General features: G+C 60.6%; 18 protein-coding genes. 8 read left to right on the top strand and 10 right to left on the bottom strand.

All coding sequences use genetic code 11. From position 1 onward, the window contains the following. Position 1: 1 nt before the first annotated feature. Complete coding sequence (gene glyS / locus VZC39_RS00615) at positions 2 to 2,071, top strand: glycine--tRNA ligase subunit beta (RefSeq protein WP_434664933.1); 2,070 nt, start codon at positions 2 to 4, stop codon at positions 2,069 to 2,071. 72 nt (positions 2,072 to 2,143) lie between these two features. Continuing rightward, positions 2,144 to 3,286, top strand: a complete 1,143-nt coding sequence (locus tag VZC39_RS00610) for a hypothetical protein (protein WP_434664931.1) — start codon at positions 2,144 to 2,146, stop codon at positions 3,284 to 3,286. On the opposite strand, the gene VZC39_RS00605 is transcribed toward VZC39_RS00610, so the two are convergent. Then, a complete protein-coding gene (locus VZC39_RS00605) occupies positions 3,223 to 4,263 on the bottom strand; it encodes an IS481-like element ISAs19 family transposase (RefSeq protein WP_042864152.1) in 1,041 nt (346 codons plus the stop codon). The two genes, VZC39_RS00610 and VZC39_RS00605, sit on opposite strands and share 64 nt — an antisense overlap. Positions 4,264 to 4,724: 461 nt before the next feature. On the opposite strand from VZC39_RS00605, the gene VZC39_RS00600 reads away from it, so the two are divergent. From VZC39_RS00600 to VZC39_RS00575, 6 genes are all read left to right on the top strand, one after another. Continuing rightward, a complete protein-coding gene (locus tag VZC39_RS00600) occupies positions 4,725 to 5,735 on the top strand; it encodes an AraC family transcriptional regulator (protein WP_434664929.1) in 1,011 nt (336 codons plus the stop codon). A 131-nt stretch (positions 5,736 to 5,866) separates the two neighbouring features. After that, entirely contained in the window at positions 5,867 to 6,895 is a 1,029-nt protein-coding gene (locus VZC39_RS00595; protein ID WP_349920545.1) for a histone deacetylase family protein, read from the top strand. Between the two features lie 35 nt (positions 6,896 to 6,930). After that, a complete protein-coding gene (locus tag VZC39_RS00590) occupies positions 6,931 to 8,031 on the top strand; it encodes a polyamine ABC transporter substrate-binding protein (RefSeq protein WP_349920544.1) in 1,101 nt (366 codons plus the stop codon). 176 nt (positions 8,032 to 8,207) lie between these two features. Continuing rightward, complete coding sequence (locus tag VZC39_RS00585; protein ID WP_349920543.1) at positions 8,208 to 8,612, top strand: g-type lysozyme inhibitor; 405 nt, start codon at positions 8,208 to 8,210, stop codon at positions 8,610 to 8,612. A gap of 133 nt (positions 8,613 to 8,745) precedes the next feature. Then, positions 8,746 to 9,237, top strand: a complete 492-nt coding sequence (locus VZC39_RS00580) for a DM13 domain-containing protein (protein WP_434664927.1) — start codon at positions 8,746 to 8,748, stop codon at positions 9,235 to 9,237. A 138-nt stretch (positions 9,238 to 9,375) separates the two neighbouring features. Continuing rightward, positions 9,376 to 10,167, top strand: coding sequence for a hypothetical protein (locus VZC39_RS00575; RefSeq protein WP_349920541.1), 792 nt, complete (start codon positions 9,376 to 9,378; stop codon positions 10,165 to 10,167). Positions 10,168 to 10,208: 41 nt separating this feature from the next. Here the strand turns inward: VZC39_RS00575 and VZC39_RS00570 are convergent, their stop codons facing one another. The 9 genes from VZC39_RS00570 to norV all read right to left on the bottom strand — a co-directional run bounded on the left by VZC39_RS00570 (position 10,209) and on the right by norV (position 19,908). Next, complete coding sequence (locus tag VZC39_RS00570; protein ID WP_349920540.1) at positions 10,209 to 10,508, bottom strand: hypothetical protein; 300 nt, start codon at positions 10,506 to 10,508, stop codon at positions 10,209 to 10,211. 213 nt (positions 10,509 to 10,721) lie between these two features. Then, the gene (locus tag VZC39_RS00565) at positions 10,722 to 11,936 is read right to left on the bottom strand and encodes an aromatic amino acid transporter (RefSeq protein WP_434664925.1); all 1,215 of its coding nucleotides are present in this window, start codon (positions 11,934 to 11,936) and stop codon (positions 10,722 to 10,724) included. Between the two features lie 374 nt (positions 11,937 to 12,310). After that, positions 12,311 to 13,525, bottom strand: a complete 1,215-nt coding sequence (locus VZC39_RS00560; protein WP_434664923.1) for an aromatic amino acid transporter — start codon at positions 13,523 to 13,525, stop codon at positions 12,311 to 12,313. Between the two features lie 70 nt (positions 13,526 to 13,595). Continuing rightward, positions 13,596 to 15,062, bottom strand: coding sequence for a tryptophanase (gene tnaA, locus VZC39_RS00555; RefSeq protein WP_434664922.1), 1,467 nt, complete (start codon positions 15,060 to 15,062; stop codon positions 13,596 to 13,598). Positions 15,063 to 15,263: 201 nt separating this feature from the next. Next, positions 15,264 to 15,371: a tryptophanase leader peptide gene (gene tnaC / locus VZC39_RS00550; protein ID WP_434664921.1), complete on the bottom strand. Its 108-nt coding sequence runs from the start codon at positions 15,369 to 15,371 to the stop codon at positions 15,264 to 15,266. A gap of 128 nt (positions 15,372 to 15,499) precedes the next feature. After that, positions 15,500 to 16,717, bottom strand: coding sequence for a 4Fe-4S binding protein (locus VZC39_RS00545; protein ID WP_434664919.1), 1,218 nt, complete (start codon positions 16,715 to 16,717; stop codon positions 15,500 to 15,502). Between the two features lie 155 nt (positions 16,718 to 16,872). Continuing rightward, on the bottom strand, positions 16,873 to 17,214 hold the full coding sequence (locus VZC39_RS00540) for a DUF1971 domain-containing protein (protein ID WP_349920534.1): 342 nt from the start codon (positions 17,212 to 17,214) through the stop codon (positions 16,873 to 16,875). 52 nt (positions 17,215 to 17,266) lie between these two features. After that, positions 17,267 to 18,418 (bottom strand): NADH:flavorubredoxin reductase NorW, encoded by a 1,152-nt coding sequence (gene norW / locus VZC39_RS00535; protein WP_434664918.1) that lies wholly within the window; start codon positions 18,416 to 18,418, stop codon positions 17,267 to 17,269. Further along, entirely contained in the window at positions 18,415 to 19,908 is a 1,494-nt protein-coding gene (gene norV, locus VZC39_RS00530; protein WP_434664916.1) for an anaerobic nitric oxide reductase flavorubredoxin, read from the bottom strand. Before norV ends, norW begins: the two co-directional genes overlap by 4 nt. Positions 19,909 to 20,048: the final 140 nt, after the last annotated feature.

Raw genomic sequence — 20,048 nt, 5'->3', positions numbered from 1 at the left:
CATGGCACAACATACATTTCTGGTAGAGATCGGCACCGCCGAGCTGCCCCCCAAGGCCCTGCGCTCCCTGGCCGAAGCCTTTGCCGACAACTTCAAGGCCGAGCTGACCAAGGCCGATCTGGCCTTCGGCGACGTCGAGTGGTTCGCCTCCCCGCGCCGTCTGGCACTGAAAGTATCCGAACTGGCCAGCGATCAGCCGAGCAAGAGCATCGAGAAGCGCGGCCCGGCCGTGGCCCAGGCGTTCGATGCCGATGGCAAGCCGACCAAGGCTGCCGAAGGCTGGGCTCGTGGCAACGGCATCACCGTCGAACAGGCCGAGCGTCTGGTCACCGACAAGGGCGAGTGGCTGGTCCACAACGCCAAGGTTGAAGGCCGCCCGGCCAAAGAACTGCTGGGTGATCTGGTCGCTGCCGCATTGGCCAAGCTGCCCATCCCCAAGATGATGCGCTGGGGCGACAAGACCATCCAGTTCGTGCGTCCGGTGTTCACCGTGACCCTGCTGCTGGATGGCGAGCTGGTGCCCGCCACCATCCTGGGTATCGACTCCGCCCGCACCCTCCGCGGCCACCGCTTCATGGGTGAGAGCGAGATCATCATCGACAACGCCAGCCAATACCCGCAGATCCTGCTGGAAAAAGGCAAGGTAGTAGCCGATTTCATGGCCCGCAAGGCCAAGATCAAGAGCGATGTCGAAGCGGTCGCCGCCGCCTTCGGTGGGGTCGCCGATCTGGACGACGCCCTGCTGGAAGAAGTCACCGCCCTGGTCGAATGGCCGGTGGTGCTGACCGCCAACTTCGAAGAGAAGTTCCTGGCCGTGCCCGCCGAGGCGCTGGTACACACCATGAAGGGTGATCAGAAGTACTTCCCGGTCTACGACAAGAACGGCAAGCTGCTGCCCAAGTTCATCTTCGTCACCAACATCGAGTCCAAGGACCCGAGCCAGATCATCAGCGGCAACGAGAAGGTGGTTCGCCCCCGTCTGTCTGACGCCGAGTTCTTCTTCAAGACCGATCTGAAGCAGACCCTGGCCTCGCGCCTGCCACGCCTCGAAACCGTGCTGTTCCAGCAGCAGCTCGGCACCGTCAAGGCCAAGGTCGAGCGCATCGAGACCGTCGCCGGCTTCATCGCCGAGCGCATCGGTGCCGACGTGGCCAAGGCCAAGCGTGCCGGTCTGCTCTCCAAGTGCGATCTGATGACCAACATGGTCGGTGAGTTCGCCAGCACCCAGGGTGTCATGGGGATGCACTACGCCCGTCATGACGGTGAAGACGAAGTGGTGGCCGTGGCCCTGAACGAGCAGTACATGCCGCGCTTCGCCGGTGATGCCCTGCCGTCCGGTCTGGAAGCCTGCGCCGTGGCGCTGGCCGACAAGTTCGACACCCTGGCCGGCATCTTCGGCATCGGCATGCTGCCGAAGGGTGACAAAGACCCGTTCGCCCTGCGCCGCGCCGCCATCGGTGCCCTGCGCATCATGACCGAGAAGCAGCTGGATCTGGATCTGGTGGAACTGGTTGAAGAAGCGGTACGCGTCTACGAAGGCAAATTGACCAACAAAACCGTCGTCACCGACGTGGTCGACTTCATGCTGGGCCGCTTCCGCGCCGCCTATCAGGACGAAGGCATCGGTGCCGACGTGGTGCTGGCCGTGCTGGCCCGCCGCCCGACCCGTCCGCTCGACTTCGATCGCCGCGTCAAGGCCGTCAGCCACTTCCGCAGCCTGGATGCCGCCCTGGCCCTGGCCGCCGCCAACAAGCGCGTGAGCAACATCCTGGCCAAGGTGGAAGGCGAGCTGCCGAGCGTGGTCAAGGCTGAGCTGCTGCAGGATGCCGCCGAGAAGGCGCTGGCCACCCAGGTTGCAGCGCTGCAAGCCGAGCTGGCGCCGCTGTTCGCCGCCGGCGACTACCAGGCCGCCCTCACCCGTCTGGCCGCCCTGCGCGAACCGGTCGACACCTTCTTCAACGAGGTGATGGTGATGGCCGAAGATCCGGCCCTCAAGGCCAACCGTCTGGCACTGCTGAACAACCTGCGCAACCTGTTCCTGCAAGTCGCGGATATCTCGCTGCTGCAGTGATTAGGGTTGAGTAAGTGATATTAAAAACGGCACCTCTTGGTGCCGTTTTTACAGCAAAATGGGATTGATACCATGCAGAAAATTATTGAGTTTAATTTGGGAAGATATAGTCGATTGTCAGAGATTTCTCCTGATGAGGATATAAAAATACAATCCCAAGATGACATCTTATGGCAAGAAATCACAAACAAACTTAGTAATTATTGCATTTTATATAAAAGTTTGTCGGCCTCAGTTGAGGTTAGCTGGTTACCTGTTGTGAAACATAAGAAAGCTCTTGATGAGGTGACAAATAGAATAAGTAATCAAATCACCACTGAGAGTTATGACTCTGATTTTCTCAACCAATTCTCTGCACTATACTTTAAAAAAATACCATTAATAGCAAAAATTGATATTGATGGCACGCTTACAGAATCTGAAGAAGCATTTTTACCAAAAATAATTTTGGAAAAATATCTTTATGATGTATTTATGATCGCTAACCTAGCATCTCCTGGTTCTTGTGACTTTCTGAACATTGAATTCCCAAGAAAAAATGGACATCCAGAAAAACTGTTTCTATCGTCTTACTTCTTCGAATGTATGTATATGGAAAACATAAAAAACCAATCTTTACCAATTCATCAGTTAGATTTTAATTTAGTTATGTTTTGGTATAAGAATGTAAACTCAACACTTAAGACAATATCAGAAACAAACATTGAAAAAGCTTTATTTTCGACCATGCACATTTGTAAAAGAGAAAGCTTCGATGAAACGACCATAGTTTGGATTTTTCATGCTCTAGAAGCTCTTTTTGGCACAAAGATTGGCGAAGGCTTTAGCAATATCATAAATAGAATGGCCCTTCTCCTTGAATTGGATGATAAGCAAAAAGAAAAAACCAAGAAGACCTTAAGAAAAATGTATGATTTCAGGAGCTCTTTAGTTCATGGAGGATACAAAGTACCACACCCAATAAGACCAGTTGATATTGATAATCACATAGAAAATAAAATTATGGATAACCATGAACTCTGTGAAAGTGGATTCAATATGATTATTTCGTCCATACAAAAGATGATTAGTAATAACTGGCAGGATTTATGTATAAATGAAATGTACAGATCTAGTTATCACCTGACACCGGCCTCAAACCGGTGTCTTGTTTACGCTACTTTAGTGCGCACTTCCTTCGGTATCAATTTCAGACCCTTTTTGAACATGCTGTAGGGGGTTTGACCCTCCATCATCCTGCCCTGATGTGGCCGCTGGGTGTTGTAGTGCTCCAGGTAGCTGTCCAGGTCTGTCTGCATCTGCTCTACCGACTCATACCAGGTTGTCCTCCCCTTGATACGGAAGTGTTCATCCAGCAGGGTACGATGTAGCCGCTCGATAAAGCCGTTGCTCTGCGGTCTGCGTACCTTGGTGGTCCGGTGCTCAATCCCCTCCAGTTGCAGGAACAGCTCGTAGGGATGATGGTCAGGGCGCCCACAGAACTCGCGCCCGTTGTCCGACAAGATGGTATAGACCCGCGCCTCGTGAGCCTCGAAGAACGGCAGGACCGTTTCGTTGAGCACATGAACCGAGGTCACCGGCAGCTTGCTGGTGTAGAGCCGTCCCCAGGCGTGGCGGCTGTAGCAGTCCAGCACGGTTTGCAGATACACCTTGCCTACCCCCTTGAGTGCGCCGACGAAGAAGGTGTCGACCGCCACCAGTTCCCCGGTGTAGTGAACCTCAATTTGGCGTTCGCGAAACTCGGGGCTGAAGCGCTCGAGCAGGCGGATCTGCTCGTCATTGAGCTCAATCGTCTGTTCCCTATGGGTTTTCTCGAGGCGCAACAAGCGGTCATGCTTGGAGAGCAAGTCGTGACGTTGCCACACGCCGCGCACACCGCCCGCACTGACGTTGATGCCTTGCAGAGCCAGTTCTTGCGCGACCCGCAGCGGGCCATGGGTTGGTCTGGTGAGAGAGTAATCGAGGATGGCTTGCTCAATCTCGGGAGCGACCCGGTTGGGATGAGCGCCTTTACAGCCGGGGAGTTTGTCGAGCAAGCCCTCGGCGCCATAGGTCTGGTAGTTACGGCGAATCTCGTAGAACTGCTGGCGGCTGTAGCCGATGAGCTTGCAGGCTTTGCTGACGTTATTGAGCTCTTTGGCGAGCTCTAGCAGGCTGAGTTTACGACGTGCTACTTTCTCGTTGGTGGTCATACGGTGACTCCGGATAACACGGTAGGGGTACCGTTTTGTTATCCGGTTTGAAGCCGTATGACCACTCCCTTTTGTGGGCAACTGTCAGGTGAATACAATCTCCATACAAATGAAACAATCCAAGGAACGCCTGTAGGTTCGATTAGCCGTCAGGCGTAATCGGACGTTCGCGTAAATGGATTCTCCCGCCATCACGGCCATCCCAAATTTCCCCTCCGGCTGGCGGCCCCTGACTCGCCAAAACAGCCGAAGCAACGGCCTCTCGTTCGTCCGATTACGCTGCGCTAATCGAACCTACAAGGGCGGTGGCTTGGACACATGCTGCCTGGCGCCAATAGACGCCATTTATTTCAGCCAGCGTTGACAAGGCGGCGATAAATACGCGGATCCTTGGTGCACAGCCCACCTTTCCAGATACAGTGGTGCCGTTATCACTTCCATCAAGGATAAGGGAATTAGCCATGCTGGAATCACAGTTGACGACCCTGCACGTGGTCTCGCTGGCGCTCGATTACCTGTGCGAGGAGGCCTCCCCCCAGCAGCAGGAGCGGATCACCGCCGCCCTGCTGGCCCACAGCGCTATCGATGTGACCGACGTGCACAACAACGACGCCCGCATCACCCGCCAGCAGGAGCTGACCGTGTGCGCCAACGGTCTGTCTCACCACCCGGATCTCGGCCTGCAGCTGGGACAGCGCATGCACATCTCCGCCTATGGCCTGCTCGGCTATGCCGCCATCTCCAGCGCCACCCTCGGCGACGCGCTGCAGTTGATGTTTGCCTACCCCTCTCTGCTTGGGACCTACTTCCACCTGCAACTGCGCATCGATGGCGATCTGGCCTGGATCTGTGCCAGTCACTACCGCCAGCGTGAAGACTTGCGCCGCTTCAACATCGAGATGTGTCTGGCGTCGCTGCGCCAGACCTGCAGCGATCTGGTCGGCCAGCCGCTGCCGGTGCGCCGCGCCGAGTTCAGCCAGCCCGAGACGAGCTACGCCGATAGCTACCACGCCAGTTTCGGCCCCCACATTCGCTACGACAGCGAACAGGATGCCTTTGCCATCGACACCCGTGCCCTGATGATGCGGCTGCCGCTGGCCAACCCGGTCACCCACAACGAGATGCTGGTGCGCTGCCGCAAACTCAACGCCGAATTCAACACCCGCCAGCGCTGGCTGGCCCGGGTTCGCGAGCTGCTCGGCACCCAGCTCTCGGCCCCGCCCAGGCTGGAGGCCCTGGCCGACCAGATGCACTGCTCCGCTCGCACCCTGCGCCGTCACCTCTATGAGATGGGCACCAACTACCAGGAGCTACTCGACGATCTGCGCTTCGAGCGCGCCAAGCAGTTGCTGGCGGAGAAGCGCCACGCCATCTATCAGATCGCCGAAGAGCTGGGATTCAGCGAGAGTGCCAGCTTCCGTCACGCCTTCCAGCGGTGGAGCGGTGTGCCCCCCAGCCAGTTTCGCCATTGATGTGCGCATAAAAAGGACAATCAGGCCGTCCAGATTGGCCTGATCTATCCCCTTTTGGCCGCAGCCAGCATTCACATATTTGCAACACTCTCCAACAATGGTGCCGTCACCCCAGCAAAAGGAGAGCCGCAATGCTCACCATCTACAGCGATGATCACCATCTGCACCACGGAAGATGCGAGCTGATCGACGGTCAGTTGATGCCCTGTTTCGAAAAGCCGGAGCGGGCCGATTTCATCCGCGAACGCCTGCTGGCACGCCAGCTCGGCCCCATACAGCCAGCCCGGGATTGGGGACTGGAGCCAATCCTTCGAGTACACGATCAGGGGATGCTCGACTTTCTGCAAGGCGCCTGGGCACGCTGGGCGGCCCTCGGGCAGGAGGGGGATCTGCTGCCCTACACCTGGCCGACCCGTACCCTGCGCCAGCAGAAACCGGACAGCGTGCACGGCCAGTTTGGCTACTACAGCTTCGATGCCGGCGTCCCCATCACCGCCGGCACCTGGCAGGCGGCCTACAGCTCGGCCCAGGTGGCGCTCACCGCCCAGCACCATATCGCGTCCGGTGCCAGCAGTGCCTTTGCCCTGTGCCGTCCCCCCGGCCACCATGCCGCCGCCGATCTGATGGGGGGCTACTGCTATCTCAACAATGCCGCCATCGCGGCGCAGGCCTTCATCGATCAGGGCTATCGCAAGGTGGCCATCCTCGATGTGGACTATCACCACGGCAACGGCACCCAGTCAGTCTTCTATGAACGCAGCGACGTGCTGTTTGTCTCGATCCACGGCGATCCGGCCATCGAGTTCCCCTTCTTCCTTGGCTATGCCGACGAAACAGGGACCGGGGCGGGAGAGGGTTGCAACCTCAACCTGCCGCTGCCCGCCGGCAGCGACTGGCCAGTCTGGAGCGCGGCGCTGGAGCAGGGTTGCCAGGCCATCGACGATTATCAGCCCGAGGTGCTTGTGGTCTCGCTCGGGGTCGACACCTTCGAGCAGGATCCCATCTCGCGCTTCAAGCTGACCAGCCCGGATTACCTGACAATGGGCAAGCGCATTCAGGCGCTGAGCCTGCCGACGCTGTTCGTGATGGAGGGCGGTTATGCGGTGGAAGCCATCGGCATCAATGCCGTGAACGTGCTGGAAGGGTTTGAACAACGCTGATTTGCGACCGTTTTTGCAACATGGAGATTACTGTCATGAAGACACTCACCCGTTTGTATGCCGCCAGCCTGCTGGCTGGCACACTGCTCTCCCCCGTCGCCCAGGCCAAGAGTGGCGAGCTGCATGTCTACAACTGGTCAGACTATATCACCGATCAGGCGTTGACCGATTTCAAGGCCCAGACCAGGATCAAACTCACCTATGACGTCTTCGATACCAACGAAGCGCTGGAGTCCAAGCTGCTGGCCGGCCGCTCCGGCTACGATGTGGTGGTGCCGTCCAACATGTTCCTGGCCAAGCAGGTGCAGGCGGGGGTCTTTCTCAAGCTCGATCGCGACAAGTTGCCCAACTGGCAACACCTCGATCCCAAGTTGATGCAACTGCTGCAGACAAACGATCCCGGCAACGAGCACGCCGTGCCCTACATGTATGGCACCGTGATCATGGGTTACAACGTCGACAAGGTAAAAGAGGCGCTCGGTGACCAGGCGCCGGTGGACAGCTGGGATCTCATCTTCAAGCAGGAGTACGCCAGCAAGCTGGCCAAGTGCGGCATCACCCTGCTCGACTCGCCGGCCGAGATCATCCCCATCGCCTTGAACTATCTGGGCTTGCCCCCCAACAGCACCAACCCGGCTGACTACGAGAAAGCCAAGGCGCTGCTGCTCTCTGTCAGGCCCTATATCCGCTACTTCCATTCGTCCAAATACATGAACGACATCGCCAGCGGCGATATCTGCGTGGCCGTGGGCTACTCCGGCAGCTTCTACCAGTTCGGCAACGTCGCCAAGGATGCCGGCAACGGGGTCAAGGTGGCGATGCGCCAACCCAAGGAAGGGGCCCCCATCTGGTTTGACATGCTGGCCATCCCCAAGGATGCCCCCAATGTCGACGAAGCCTACCAGTTCATCAACTTCCTGCTGCAACCCAAGGTCATTGCGCCCATCAGCGACAAGACCGGCTATCCCAACCCCAACAAGGATGGCATCGGGCTGGTGAAGGCCGAGATCCGCGACAACCCGGATCTGGTCCCCACCGCCGCGCAGATGGCACACCTGTTCCCGCTCAAGCCGCTGCCGGCCAAGGCAGAACGGGCACGCACCCGTATCTGGACCGCCATCAAGTCAGGGGTCTGACACAGGCACACCGAAGGGGCCGTCCGGCCCCTTCACTTCAGCCATGCCCTCCAGACGGCCTCCCCCGTCCGCACCAGGACGCCCGTCTCTTCGCCCATAGGCAGCCCATCGATTTAGGCCTATCTTGTCTGGGTGGCCCTGCCAGAGTGACAGGGCCCTCCTCACGAGGTGCAACAATGAAGAGAGCGATCCAGGCCGCCCTGCTGGCCATGACGCTGGTGACCGGGGCCCAGGCGGCCGACAAGGTCACCACCGTGCCGGTGCAATTTGCCAAGGGGGCGCACAGCGCCCAGATGAAGGGCAACTTCAAGGGCTACGACAGCATCAACTACACCCTGGTCGCCAAGGCGGGCCAGACCATGACGATCAGCATCGCTGGCAGCAGCAATGCCAACTTCAACGTCTTCGCACCAGGGGCCGTGCCCGGTGAGGCCGAGGCGCTGGGATCCGGTGCGGTCGGCGAGAAGTGGCAAGGCGCCCTGCCCGCCGCCGGCAAGTACCAGATCCAGGTCTACCAGATGCGCGCCTCCGCCCGCCGCGGCGAACAGGTGCCTCACACCCTGTCGGTCAGCATCCAGTAAGACCCCATATGCGCTCTCGGCTCGTCCGGGCCCGTTCGCCGCAGAGAATGCCGCCATGCCCCCCAGACCGGGATGGGCATGGCGGCGTTGCGCTGTTAGGGTGGGGCATCATTTCATCAACGCGCGAGGCATCATGCAACGCAAGACAATCGCCCTGCTGCTGGCCACTCACCTGCTGGTGGGGGGCGCGGGCTTTGCCGCCGGCATCTATCTGCTGCCGATCCTGATAGCACCGCCCGGCCCGAGCGGCGAGCAGGTGGCGGCCAGCCAGGCGCAGGCGACCTATCAGGGCACCTTCAAGCGAGAGCTCAAGGACAGCGATCGGCTGCACTGGGGAGAGGGCCGGGTGAGCGTCGGGCCCACCGCCATCAGCCTGATGGGCAGACTGGCGCCCGGACCCGACTATCAGCTCTATCTATCGCCGGAATTCGTGGAAACGGAGGCGGATTTTGCTCGCCTCAAGGGTCGGATGGCGCACGTCGGCGCGGTGAAGACCTTCGACAACTTCATCGTGCCGCTGCCGACCGATGTGAACCCGGCCGATTACAACAGCGTGATCGTCTGGTGTGAGACATTTGGACAATTCATTACCGCTGCCCAGTATCAAGATCGCCGATCACCCTGACTACAGCAGCCATAATGACAGCGCGAAACGCTGCAATACCCCCTCTCGTCTTTGCACCAATCAGGTTTCCGCCTCACCACTGAGCTAGGCTGGTAACTGTCGCGCCAGAGTAGGCTGGCGGACATTCAGGGAGCCGGTATGGCATTTGTATCGCGATGTTTCATGCTGATGATGGCACTGCTGGCCCCCTTTGCCATGGGGGCCAGCGGACCGGATCAGATCACTCTGGTGAGTTCCACCGAGACCAAGGAGTCCATGTACGGGCGCTGGCTCGAACTTATCTATCGCGATGCCTTTACCCGCCTCGGTTATCGCTTCACCTATCTTGGCTATCCCGGTGGACGGGCTCCCTATCTGGCGGCCAGGGGAGAGGTCGATGGCGAGATCCACAGACCGGCGATCTACCAGAGCCAGACCCAGGCCCTGTTGCGAGTGCCGGAGTCTCACTTCCCCCTCTCCTACGAGGTCTACACGGCTCTGCCGAACATACGGCTGTCAGGATGGCAGAGCCTGCAACCGACCTCCTATCGGGTGGAGTACAGGCGCGGAGCCAAACTGCCGGAGATCGAACTCGGCAAAGTGGTCAGCGGGGAACGACTCTCCACCATCGGCACCGTGGCCCAGGGCATGAACAAGCTGCTCAAGGGCCGCAGCGATATCTACGTAGAACAGTCCATGATTGCCCGCCAGGCTCTGCAACATCTGGTGGTTCACTCTGTCGACTACCAACGGATCTACTCCGCCGGCGTCATGATCACGGCGGATTCTTTCGTCTATCTGCACCGGCGCCATCAGAGCATGCTCGGCCCTCTCGCCGCCGTGCTGAAACAGATGAAGCAAGAAGGCGTCATCGAACGATACCGGAAGCTGGCACTGCAAGAGAGTGGCACCACCACCTTGGCGCCTCCCTCTGCCCCCACGTCCCCATAAAAAACGGCGCCGGGGCGCCGTCATGATGACTCGTCCGTCACTCAACTCGGCGGGAAGTGGCCGCCAATGCTGATGACATTGACCTGCTGCAGGGTGCTGTTGAGGGTAAAAGCGACCCTGTGCTCCTGGCTGAGGCGGATCGTGTAGATCCCTTTATTCTTACCGCTCAGCTGCTCGTAGTGCATGTCGCCCACCTTGTCGGCAGCGTTCTTGGGATCGGTACCGCGCACTATCTCCCGGCGCCACTCGTGGTACTTGCTCATCCCCGCAGGGGGCACGGCCACGTGCTTGTCCTTGTTGTAGAGGATGCGGGGTTGCGAATCATCGATAGTCCATGCCATGGTCGGCTCCTTGTTTAGGCTCAAAAGAGAACCAAAGCATAGTCAAGGCATGGAGGGTGGGGATCAATCAGATCCCAAAATGTTGTCACGGCAGGCGTTGGCCGACGGGTGTCAGGCTCAGCGCGCAGCGATCGAGTACGCGTACCAGCAAAGACGGCGCCCGCAGGCGCCGTCTTTGCTGTTCTCCGGCGCACACGCCGGGGGTCATCGGCCTCAGCCGGTGTAGGCAGGTAGCCAGCCCACCATGTTGAGCAGATGGAAGGCGGCGGTCAGCACCCCGAACAGGATGATCAGGCCTATCATCAGCACCCCGCCCGGCGCCCGGAAGCCTTCGCCCTGATCCTTGGCCGCCCGTACCTTCCAGGCCAGCAGGGGCGGAATGATGCAGGTCCAGAGGGTGGCGACGGCACCGGCGTAGCCGATGGCCACCAGGAAGCCGAACGGGAACAGCAGGGAGAGCACCAGGGGCGGCAGGAAGGTGGCAGCCCAGGACTTGGCGCGGCCGCCCCGGCTGTTGTCGAACTTGAACAAGTCCGCCAGATAGTCGAACACCCCGAGCCCCACCCCGATGAAGGAGGAGAGGATGGCTGCCATGGAGAAGGCATTGAGGGCGCTCGCCACCGCCTTGGATTCGATGACGGAGCCGAGCGCCTTGAGAAGGGCATCCACGTTGCCCCCCTCGGCGATCACCGGGCCGAACTCGCTGCGGGGCAGGTTGCCAAACACGCTGGCCAGCCAGACGAGGTAGAAGGCGAGCGCGATGACGGTGCCCCCCAGGATGGCGCGGCTGGCGCGGCGCTCCTCGCCGTAATAGGCGCGCATGGAGGAGACGGAGTGGTGATAGCCGAAGGAGGTGAGGGCCACCGGCAGCATCACCAGGGCATAGGGAGCATAGTGGCTCTCGCTGCCGACCCGATCCAGCAGCAGATCGAGGCGGATGTTCATGGACATGCCGGAGATGCCAAAGGCAAAGCTCAGCCCCATCAGGATCACCAGCAAGATAGAGATGCGGTCCACCGCTCGGGTGGAGTGCCACACCACCAGGGAGAACACCAGGGTGAAGAGGATGGAAGAGAGCTTGCTGCCGAGCCCGGTCATGCCCTCAATGATGAGGCCCGCCGAGGTGATGTAGGCGTAGAGCAGAATGCCGCCGACGAAGTAGACGCTCAGATTGTTGAGGGCATTGACCTTGTTCCCCAGCAGATCCCGGGTCACGGTATCGAAGGAGACGCGCAGGGGATAGCCCCTGTAGGACTCCAGCAGCATCCAGCCGGAGACCGTCATCACCACCATGGTCAGCGCCACCGCGAGCATGGACCAGAGGGTCCAGGCGCCCGCTCCCGCACTGGGCAGCCCCAGCATACCGGCTCCGACACAGACGCCGGCAATGATGCATGCCCCGCCCACCAACGATGGTTTATGTTCCATTTATTTCCCCAAAGACGATTGTTGATCTGGTCGCGACCGCGGACCGTTGCATCTGCTACGCCGGTTGTCATCGTAAGATCGCGCTCATCTGTCTATCGGTGCCCAGCCGCTTGCTGCTGTATCGGCGGCAGAAGCTCTGGCCGCTTGTTGTTGCGTCAGCGAGACAAGACGTGGCTGAGGCTGGCTACCGATCTCAAGATGGCAGCAGGGCCGCCATTTTTGAGGGTGAGACTTTACCCTGCATGCCCCCGGGTATCAAACCCGAAGGACACAGAGAGTGAGGTGCAGGCGGTTTTCCACCAGAAGGGGAGTGGGCAGGAGGCAACGCAAGGGCGCCCGCAGGCGCCCTCTCGATATGACGGGAGAGGGACGACTCAGCCCCCATAGACGGGCAGCAGACCCGCCATGGCCAACAAGTGGAAGATGGCGGTCAGCACCCCGAAGGCGATGACGGCAACCACCATGGGTTGTCCCCCCGGCGCTTGGAAGCCGACCTCTCCCCCCTCGCTCTCCCGTGACTTCTTCGCCAGCAGGGCGGGGATGATGCAGGCCCAGACGGTGGCGGCCGCACCGGCGTAGCCGATGGCGACCACGAAGCCAAACGGGAATAGCAGCGAGAGCAACAGGGGCGGCAGGAAGGTCACCGCCCAGGACTTGGTGCGACCGGCGCGGCTGTTGTCGAACTGGAACAAGTCCGCCAGATAGTCGAACACCCCGAGCCCCACCCCGATGAAGGAGGAGAGAATGGCCGCCATGGAGAAGAGATGGATGGCCTGGGACACCTGGCTGGACTCGACCACCGAGGCCAGCGCCTTGAGCAGCACATCCACGTCTCCGCCCTTGGCGATGACGGGGCCAAAGTCGCCGCGGGGCAGGTTGCCGAAGATGCTGAGCAGCCACAGCAGGTAGAGCGCCAGCGCGATCAGGGTGCCACCGAGGATGGCCTGCTTCGCCTTGTGCTCCTCCCCGTAGTAGGCCCGCATGGAGGCGACCGAGTGGTGATAGCCGAAGGAGGTGAGGGCCACCGGCAGCATGGCCAGGGCGTAGGGGGCCTGGCGCATCTCCTCGGCAAGGCTGTTGAACAGCAGGGCGGTGTCTATCTTGGCCGCCAGGCCCGACACCCCGAACACGAAGCTCAACACCATGAAGACGATGAGCACCACCGAGATGCGATCCACCGCCCGGGTCGAATGCCAGACAAACCAGGAGAACGCCAGCACGAACAACACGGAGGCAAGCTGGCTGCCGATGTCGAACAGGCCGCTCAGAATGAGGCCGGACGACGTGATATAGGCGTAGAGCAGAATACCGCCGACGAAATAGACGGTCATATTGTTGAAGATATTTATTTTATGGCCGAGCAGATTCTTGGTCACCGAATTGAAAGAGGCGCTCAACTCATAACGCTTGAATGCCTCCAGCAACATCCAGCCTGAAATCGTCATTATTATCATGGTCAGAATAATGGCCAGGGATGACCAGGTGGTCCAGGCACCGGCGCCCGCACTCGGCAGGCCGAGCATGCCGGCACCGACGCACACGCTGGCAATAATACAGGCCCCTCCTGCAACGGATGGTTTGGCTGTCATCTTGTGTTACTCCCAAATATTCACAGAGCTGTGAAATAAAAGGGGCACCCAATAAGGTGCCCCTGACTCGTTATGCTTCTATTAATTTTTCGCTCTTGCTGGCGGTCGTTTTCTGATGATTGTCGACTTCTTTGAGCCTGGCGGTGAAGTGGCGCAATACCGCCGGTTCGTAGATGAAGTCCAGACCCTTCACGTTTTGGGCGTTCTTCTTCACCTCGCCGAAGGCCTCGATGACGAAGTCCATGTGGGTTTGGGTATAGGTCGCACGGGGGATGGTCAGGCGCAGCAGCTCCGCCGGGCAGGGATGCTGCTTGCCGGTGGCGGGGTCGCGCCCCAGCAGCAGGGAGCCAATCTCCACCGCCCGGATGCCGGCCACCTTGTAGAGCTCGCACGCCAGGGCGTGGGCCGGGAACTGATCCGCCGGAATGTGGGGCAGCAGCTTGCCCGCATCCACGAAGGCCGCATGGCCCCCGGCCTGCTGGCACACCACGCCGATGGCCTCGAGGCCATCCACCAGGTACTGCACCTGACCGATGCGATAGGCCAGCCAGTCCTGGCGCATGCCGTCACGCAGTCCCACCGCGAGCCGCTCCATGGCGCCCCCTTCCAGGCCGCCGTAGGTCGGGAAGCCCTCCTGCACCACGCACAGGGTGCGGCACTCGGTGTAGACGTCCAGCATGCTGTCGTCCTTGAAGCAGAGCAGGCCGCCCATCTGTACCATGGCATCCTTCTTGGCAGACATGGCGAGACCGTCCGCGTACTTGTAGGACTCCAGGGTGATCGCCTCTATGGACCAGTCGGCGTAGCCGGGTTCGCGCTGCTGGATGAAGTAGGCGTTCTCCGCGAAGCGGGCCGAATCCATGATCACCGGGATGTCGTACTTGCGGGCGATCGCGTACACCGCCTTGAGGTTGGCAATCGACACCGGCTGGCCGCCGGCGGAGTTGCAGGTGATGGTGCTGACGATGTAGGGCACGTTGGCCGGACCCGCCTCCAGGATCGCCTCCTCCAGTTTCAGCAGATCGAAGTTGCCCTTGAAGTCGGCGGTGACCGAGGTATCGAACGCCTCCTGGGTGTAGACGTTCTTGGCCACGCAGCAGTTGATCTGGGTGTGGCCCTGGGTGGTGTCGAAGAAGTAGTTGGAGAGCGCCACCATCTTCTTGCGATCCAGCCCCTTCTCCTGCTCCCGCTTCTTGATGAGCACGGGAATGTAGATCTGCTCGGCGCCGCGCCCCTGGTGGGTGGGGATGGTGAGGGCATACCCGAAGATGGCCTGCACCGCCTGTTGCAGGGCGTAGTAGCTGCGGCTGCCGCTGTAGGCCTCGTCACCGCGCAGCATGGCGGCCTGCATGTCCTGGGTGATGGCACCTGTGCCGCTGTCGGTCAGCAGATCGATGAACACATCCTCGCTGTCCAGCAGGAAGGGGTTCATGCCTGCGCGGACGATCACCTCCTCCCGGTAGGCGCGGGTGGTGCGCTTGACCGGTTCGATGACACGGATACGGAACGGCTCGGGCAGATGCTTGAAGTTTTCCATGATATGAAGATCCATATTTCAATATTCAGGATGAATCTCACCCTCCACCAGAAATAAGATTCAGGCAGATATATATGAATGAGATAAAGGGGCACGTCAGCGTCTCGCCAATCTATTTGGCGAGCAAGCTTGAATGCTATTTAAAATCGGGATGGGTGCGGACCATCATATTGTCAGCAATATGAAAGACACCGCGGGATATTACAGCGGGAAGAAGAAGGCGATCTTGTGATCCAGGGTGAACCATTTCGGTGAGGCGATCATGGTAGCCATGTTTTTGCTCATCTGGTTGGAATGAATAACGCTCAATTAACGTACTCCATTATGGTGTACGTTAATTGATTGGCAATTATGAAATGAGCAATTTGGGATGACGCTAACAGTTTTATCGGCGCCGCTGATCTTCCTCGCCGCCCCCTGGGGCGGCGAGTGTCCAGTCAGTGGCTCAACCCGGGCAACATCTGCAGCAGGTAGGCGCGATCGGACAAGGGAGTCTGGCTGACCCAGGTATCCAGCAGGCCATGGGAGAGCAGTGGCAGCACCAGCAACAACAGGCAGAGCAGGGCCAACAGCCAGGCTGGGCTGAACCGGCGTTGCCGGGTGCCGAGGTGGAGCGCATCGGCTCGCTTGGGGCAGGCGGCCACGCAGCTCATACAACTGGTGCACTCCAGGCTTCGCACCGCAATCAGCTGATGCACCTGGATGCGTGACGGGCAGGCCCGGCTGCACTTGTCACAGTCGTGACCCTGGCTTCGCAGGCAACGAGCCGGGTCACGGCGGATGCGCAGGGGCGTGAGCAGCCCGAGCAGGGCCAGCCAGGCGCCATAGGGGCAGAGGTAGCGGCAGAATCCCTGCCTGAAGGCCGCCGTGAGCAGCAGCACCCAGCCCAGGCAGAGGCCGGAGATCAGGGTCAGGTTGAAGAAGAAGGCCCCCATCTTCATGTCGGCGGCCTGGTGATAGGGGCTGGCGAGATAGCCCGGCAGGGCGGCGGTCGGCACCGCGATCAGCACGATGAACAGCAGGAAAGCCAGCACCAGGAATTTCTGGCCACGCAGGACGAGATCCAGCCAGCGCGGCGGCGTCCACTCTCCCGGCAGCAGGCGCGCGCGCAGGCCGTGCAGCCACTCCCCCACCAGCCCGAGGGGGCAGAACCAGGCACAGAAAGCCCGCCCCAGCAGCAGGGCCGACAGACAGAGCACCAGCACGGTGACGGTGGCCGCCGGATGGTGGGGATCCACCAGCCCCTGGGTCAGCCAGGCCCGCAACCCGAGCCCGCCGGCAATGGGCAGGAAGCCGTCCACCACGTCCGGACGCATCAACCAGGGGGTCATCCCCGGCCCGAGTCGCTCGATATGGACGACATATTGCACTGCCACCAATCCCCAGTACAGCAGCAACAACTGCCTGGTCGTGGTTCTAAGACGCTGGCTATCCATGGAAGCCAGGATTGGCAGGGGTTGATGGCGCCGCCACAAAGCAAGCCCCGTGGCGACCAGCCCCAGCGCGAGCCAGAGCACCGAGTCCGCCGCCAGCAACCAGAGGACAGCGGCCAGCAACAGGGAAAGCGTCCAGCCCCAACCACGGCGACGCTGCCATAGCAGCAGGATCAGATAGACCAGACCAGTGGTCATGGTCAGGGCTTCCAACAGGCTCATGTTTCCCTCACAGTGCTCATCCGAATCGAGGGGGCAGGATAACGAACATCTGAATTGACAATTTTGATCTGCATGGGCAGGGGGAGCGATTTATCCCCCTGCCCCACGCTCGCGCTTTGTGACGGCCGAACGCGGTTATTGGCGGCTGTTGAACCCTATGCTTTTCGGCTATTGAACAGCGGCTGATCCGATTCGGCCTGCTCGGCCCAGAAGTGAATGTTGAAGCGGGCATCCTCCGACAGCTCGACCCTGTGCCAATACTGGGGCGGGCTGGTGGCGAACTCCCCGGCCCGGATCACCAGGCTTATCTCCGGCTCCTCGGCCTGCTCGTCGGCGAAACCGTGGTAGGTAACGCTGCCCTCCATCACGCAGAGCTGACCGAACACCCCGGCGGCGGTGTTGTGATGGGTCAGCAGGGCGGCGGGCACGTTGTCACGGGTGAAGAAGGGGGTGGAGCGACGCACCACCCAGTGGGACGGGATCAGTTTCATGGACATGGTCATTCTCCTCAATCTGGCCGGGTCATCCCGGCCTTGGCATATTGAACAATCAACGGGGCAACTGGCGCAGCAGGGGGAAGGCCGCGCTCATCTGATCGCCTCCCACCACGAAACCGCACAGCTCTCCATCGGCACCGCGGGCCTCGGCCACCATACCCAGGTGGTTCCAGCGGCACTGCCAGGCGAGATCGTCGCCCCGGGTGCGGCCCGCCAGTTGCAGCGGGTAGTGCGGTGTCTTCACCTTCACCAGCATGGGGGGCAGGGTCAGCGCCGTCGGGGTGCCGAGCAGGGTCTTGGCCAGGGCGTTGGCCCCCAGCACGATGGGCTGCAGGAAGGGTAGCAGCTCACCCCGCCATTCGATGCCATCCCCCAGGGCATAGATATGGGGATCGCTGGTTCCCAGGCTGTCATCGACCCGAATGCCCCGTCCCACCTCGAGTCCGGCATTCTCGGCCAGGGCAAGATTGGGGCGCAGGCCGATGGCGGCGATCACCAGATCCTGCGAGCTGGTCTGGCCGTCATCCAGGGTGACTCGCAAGCCCTCACCGGGCAGCGGGTCGATCCCGCTGATGCCCTGCCCCAATTTCAGGCTCACTCCCAGCGCGCGCAGCGCCTGTTGCAGCGGCTGACTCAGGGTCGCTGGCAGCAGGCTGGCGAGCGGGCTGGGAGCCATATCCACCAGAGTGACCGCTTTCCCTGCGCTCGCCATGTCCATCGCCAGCTCGCAGCCGATGAGGCCGGCGCCCAGTACCAGGATGCGGTTGGCCCCGCGGATCCGCTCCTCGGCGGCGGCATACTCCTGCTGGCTGTTGAGGGTGACCAGGTAGTCGCTGCCCGGAATGTCGGGACGCACCGCACTGGCCCCCGTGGCCAGCACCAGCTTGCCGTAGGGATGCTCCCCCGCGGCGGTCTGCACCAGACGGCGAACGGGGTCGATGGCGAGCACGGGGCTGTGGGGCAGCAGCGTGATGCGCTGCTGCTCGGCGAATTCGGCTCCGGAGAGCCGGGTCATGGCGGCGGCGCTGCAATCCCGGCTCACCACATGGCTGAGATCGGGCTTGTTGTACTCGTCACCACCGTCGGCGGTGATGAGGCGGATGGGCCTCTCACCGTCGAGCTTGCGCAGGCTCTTGACCAGCTGCTGGGCGGCGAAACCGCTGCCGATCACTACTATCTCGTCACTCTTGGGAAGCGGGCTCATACGCAGGCCTCCACCGCGCAGGGTTCGAACACCTCCTTGCCGATGCCGCAGCCCGGGCAGAGGAAGCAGTCCGGCACCTGGGCCCAGGGGGTACCCGGCGCCACCAGCTGATCCGGCTCACCCAACGCCGGGTCATAGACCCACTGGCAGACGGTGCAGAGCATGGCCTGGTCGTCATCCCACTCTGCTGCCACCGGTGCGGCTTGCGGCGCCGGGGTCACCGCAGCCGCCATCGCGGGAGCCGGTGCCTTTTCGGCCTGGGTTGTGGTGATCGGGCGGGGCGCGTCCAGGGGATGCAGCGCCCACTGGCGAGCGATATGGCGGCCGTGCTCGCGGCATTCAGCCAGGGCAGAACCGTCAGGGCGCCACTTGGCCTTGAGGGAGAGGCTGATGTCGAAGCCTGCGTCCATCAGCCGGGTCTGGATGCGATCCACGGCACCGCCGGTCCAGCCGTAGCTGCCGAAGGCGGCGGCACGCTTGTTTCTAAAGCGCAGGCCGGTGATCTCTTCGAGCATGCCCGCCACCTTGGGCATCATGACGTTGTTCATGGTGGAGGAGCCCACCAGAATGCCCTTGGAGCGGAACACCTGGGTCAGGATCTCGTTCTTGTCGTGGCGGGCCACGTTGTAGATCTTCACCGCCACGCCCGGGTCCACCTCGTGGATCCCCTGGGCGATGGCGTCGGCCATCATGCGGGTGTTGTTGGACATGGAGTCGTAGAACAGGGTGATGCGATCCTCCTGGTAGTTGTCCGCCCACTCCAGGTATTTGAGGATGATCTGGGTGGGATCCTCGCGCCAGACGATGCCGTGGGAGGTGGCGACCATGCTCACCGGCAGGTTGAAGCCCAGCACCTCCTTGATCTTGGCGGTCACCAGGGGGCTGAACGGGGTGAGGATGTTGGCGTAGTAGCGCTGGCACTGCTCCATCAGTTCGGTCTGATCCACCTCGTCGTTGAACAGGTGCTCGTCGCAGTAGTGCTGACCGAAGGCATCGTTGGAGAAGAGCACGGCGTCCTCGGTCATGTAGGTCATCATGCTGTCGGGCCAGTGCAGCATGGGAGTCTCGATGAACACCAGCTGCTTGCCGTTGCCGATATCCAGGCTGTCACCGGTCTTGACCGGCTGGAAGTTCCACTCCGGGTGGTGATGGTGGCCGGTGATGGAGTCGATGGCGTTGTGGGTGCAGTAGATGGGGGTGCCGGGGATACGGGCCATCAACTCGGTCAGGGCGCCGGCGTGATCCTCTTCGGCGTGGTTGATCACCACATAGTCGATGGAGGCGAGATCGATCTCGGCGGCCAGGTTCTGCACGAACTCGCGGCTGAACTTGTGATCGACGGTATCGATCAGCACGTTCTTCCCTTCACGGATGAGGTAGCTATTGTAGCTGGTGCCCTTGTGGGTCTTGTACTCGGTGCCGTGGAAGTCGCGCACTTCCCAATCCCGTTGACCGACCCAGTGGATGTTGTTCTTGACGTGAATGCTCATCTGGCTGTTCCTTGAATGCAAAGTGTATGTTCGACTGAACTGGCTATTGCAGAGGACGTGCCAACTTGTAACCCATTGTTTTTAAACAACACCCATATCAATGATTGTCATTAAGACACATCACGAATATAGTCAAAACA

The sequence above is a fragment of the Aeromonas sp. NJAU223 genome (genome assembly GCF_051125555.1).
Taxonomy (GTDB): Bacteria; Pseudomonadota; Gammaproteobacteria; order Enterobacterales; family Aeromonadaceae; genus Aeromonas; species Aeromonas veronii_G.
Note: the sequence above shows the minus strand (reverse complement) of the source record. Positions and strands in the feature narration are given on the sequence as shown.

Excerpts from the sequence above, each read along its gene's own strand:
- glyS (WP_434664933.1), top strand. The coding sequence starts at position 2 with ATGGCACAACATACATTTCTGGTAGAGATCGGCACCGCCGAGCTGCCC.
- VZC39_RS00610 (WP_434664931.1), top strand. The coding sequence starts at position 2,144 with ATGCAGAAAATTATTGAGTTTAATTTGGGAAGATATAGTCGATTGTCA.
- VZC39_RS00605 (WP_042864152.1), bottom strand. The coding sequence starts at position 4,263 with ATGACCACCAACGAGAAAGTAGCACGTCGTAAACTCAGCCTGCTAGAG.
- VZC39_RS00600 (WP_434664929.1), top strand. The coding sequence starts at position 4,725 with ATGCTGGAATCACAGTTGACGACCCTGCACGTGGTCTCGCTGGCGCTC.
- VZC39_RS00595 (WP_349920545.1), top strand. The coding sequence starts at position 5,867 with ATGCTCACCATCTACAGCGATGATCACCATCTGCACCACGGAAGATGC.
- VZC39_RS00590 (WP_349920544.1), top strand. The coding sequence starts at position 6,931 with ATGAAGACACTCACCCGTTTGTATGCCGCCAGCCTGCTGGCTGGCACA.
- VZC39_RS00585 (WP_349920543.1), top strand. The coding sequence starts at position 8,208 with ATGAAGAGAGCGATCCAGGCCGCCCTGCTGGCCATGACGCTGGTGACC.
- VZC39_RS00580 (WP_434664927.1), top strand. The coding sequence starts at position 8,746 with ATGCAACGCAAGACAATCGCCCTGCTGCTGGCCACTCACCTGCTGGTG.
- VZC39_RS00575 (WP_349920541.1), top strand. The coding sequence starts at position 9,376 with ATGGCATTTGTATCGCGATGTTTCATGCTGATGATGGCACTGCTGGCC.
- VZC39_RS00570 (WP_349920540.1), bottom strand. The coding sequence starts at position 10,508 with ATGGCATGGACTATCGATGATTCGCAACCCCGCATCCTCTACAACAAG.
- VZC39_RS00565 (WP_434664925.1), bottom strand. The coding sequence starts at position 11,936 with ATGGAACATAAACCATCGTTGGTGGGCGGGGCATGCATCATTGCCGGC.
- VZC39_RS00560 (WP_434664923.1), bottom strand. The coding sequence starts at position 13,525 with ATGACAGCCAAACCATCCGTTGCAGGAGGGGCCTGTATTATTGCCAGC.
- tnaA (WP_434664922.1), bottom strand. The coding sequence starts at position 15,062 with ATGGAAAACTTCAAGCATCTGCCCGAGCCGTTCCGTATCCGTGTCATC.
- VZC39_RS00545 (WP_434664919.1), bottom strand. The coding sequence starts at position 16,717 with ATGAGCCTGTTGGAAGCCCTGACCATGACCACTGGTCTGGTCTATCTG.
- VZC39_RS00540 (WP_349920534.1), bottom strand. The coding sequence starts at position 17,214 with ATGTCCATGAAACTGATCCCGTCCCACTGGGTGGTGCGTCGCTCCACC.
- norW (WP_434664918.1), bottom strand. The coding sequence starts at position 18,418 with ATGAGCCCGCTTCCCAAGAGTGACGAGATAGTAGTGATCGGCAGCGGT.
- norV (WP_434664916.1), bottom strand. The coding sequence starts at position 19,908 with ATGAGCATTCACGTCAAGAACAACATCCACTGGGTCGGTCAACGGGAT.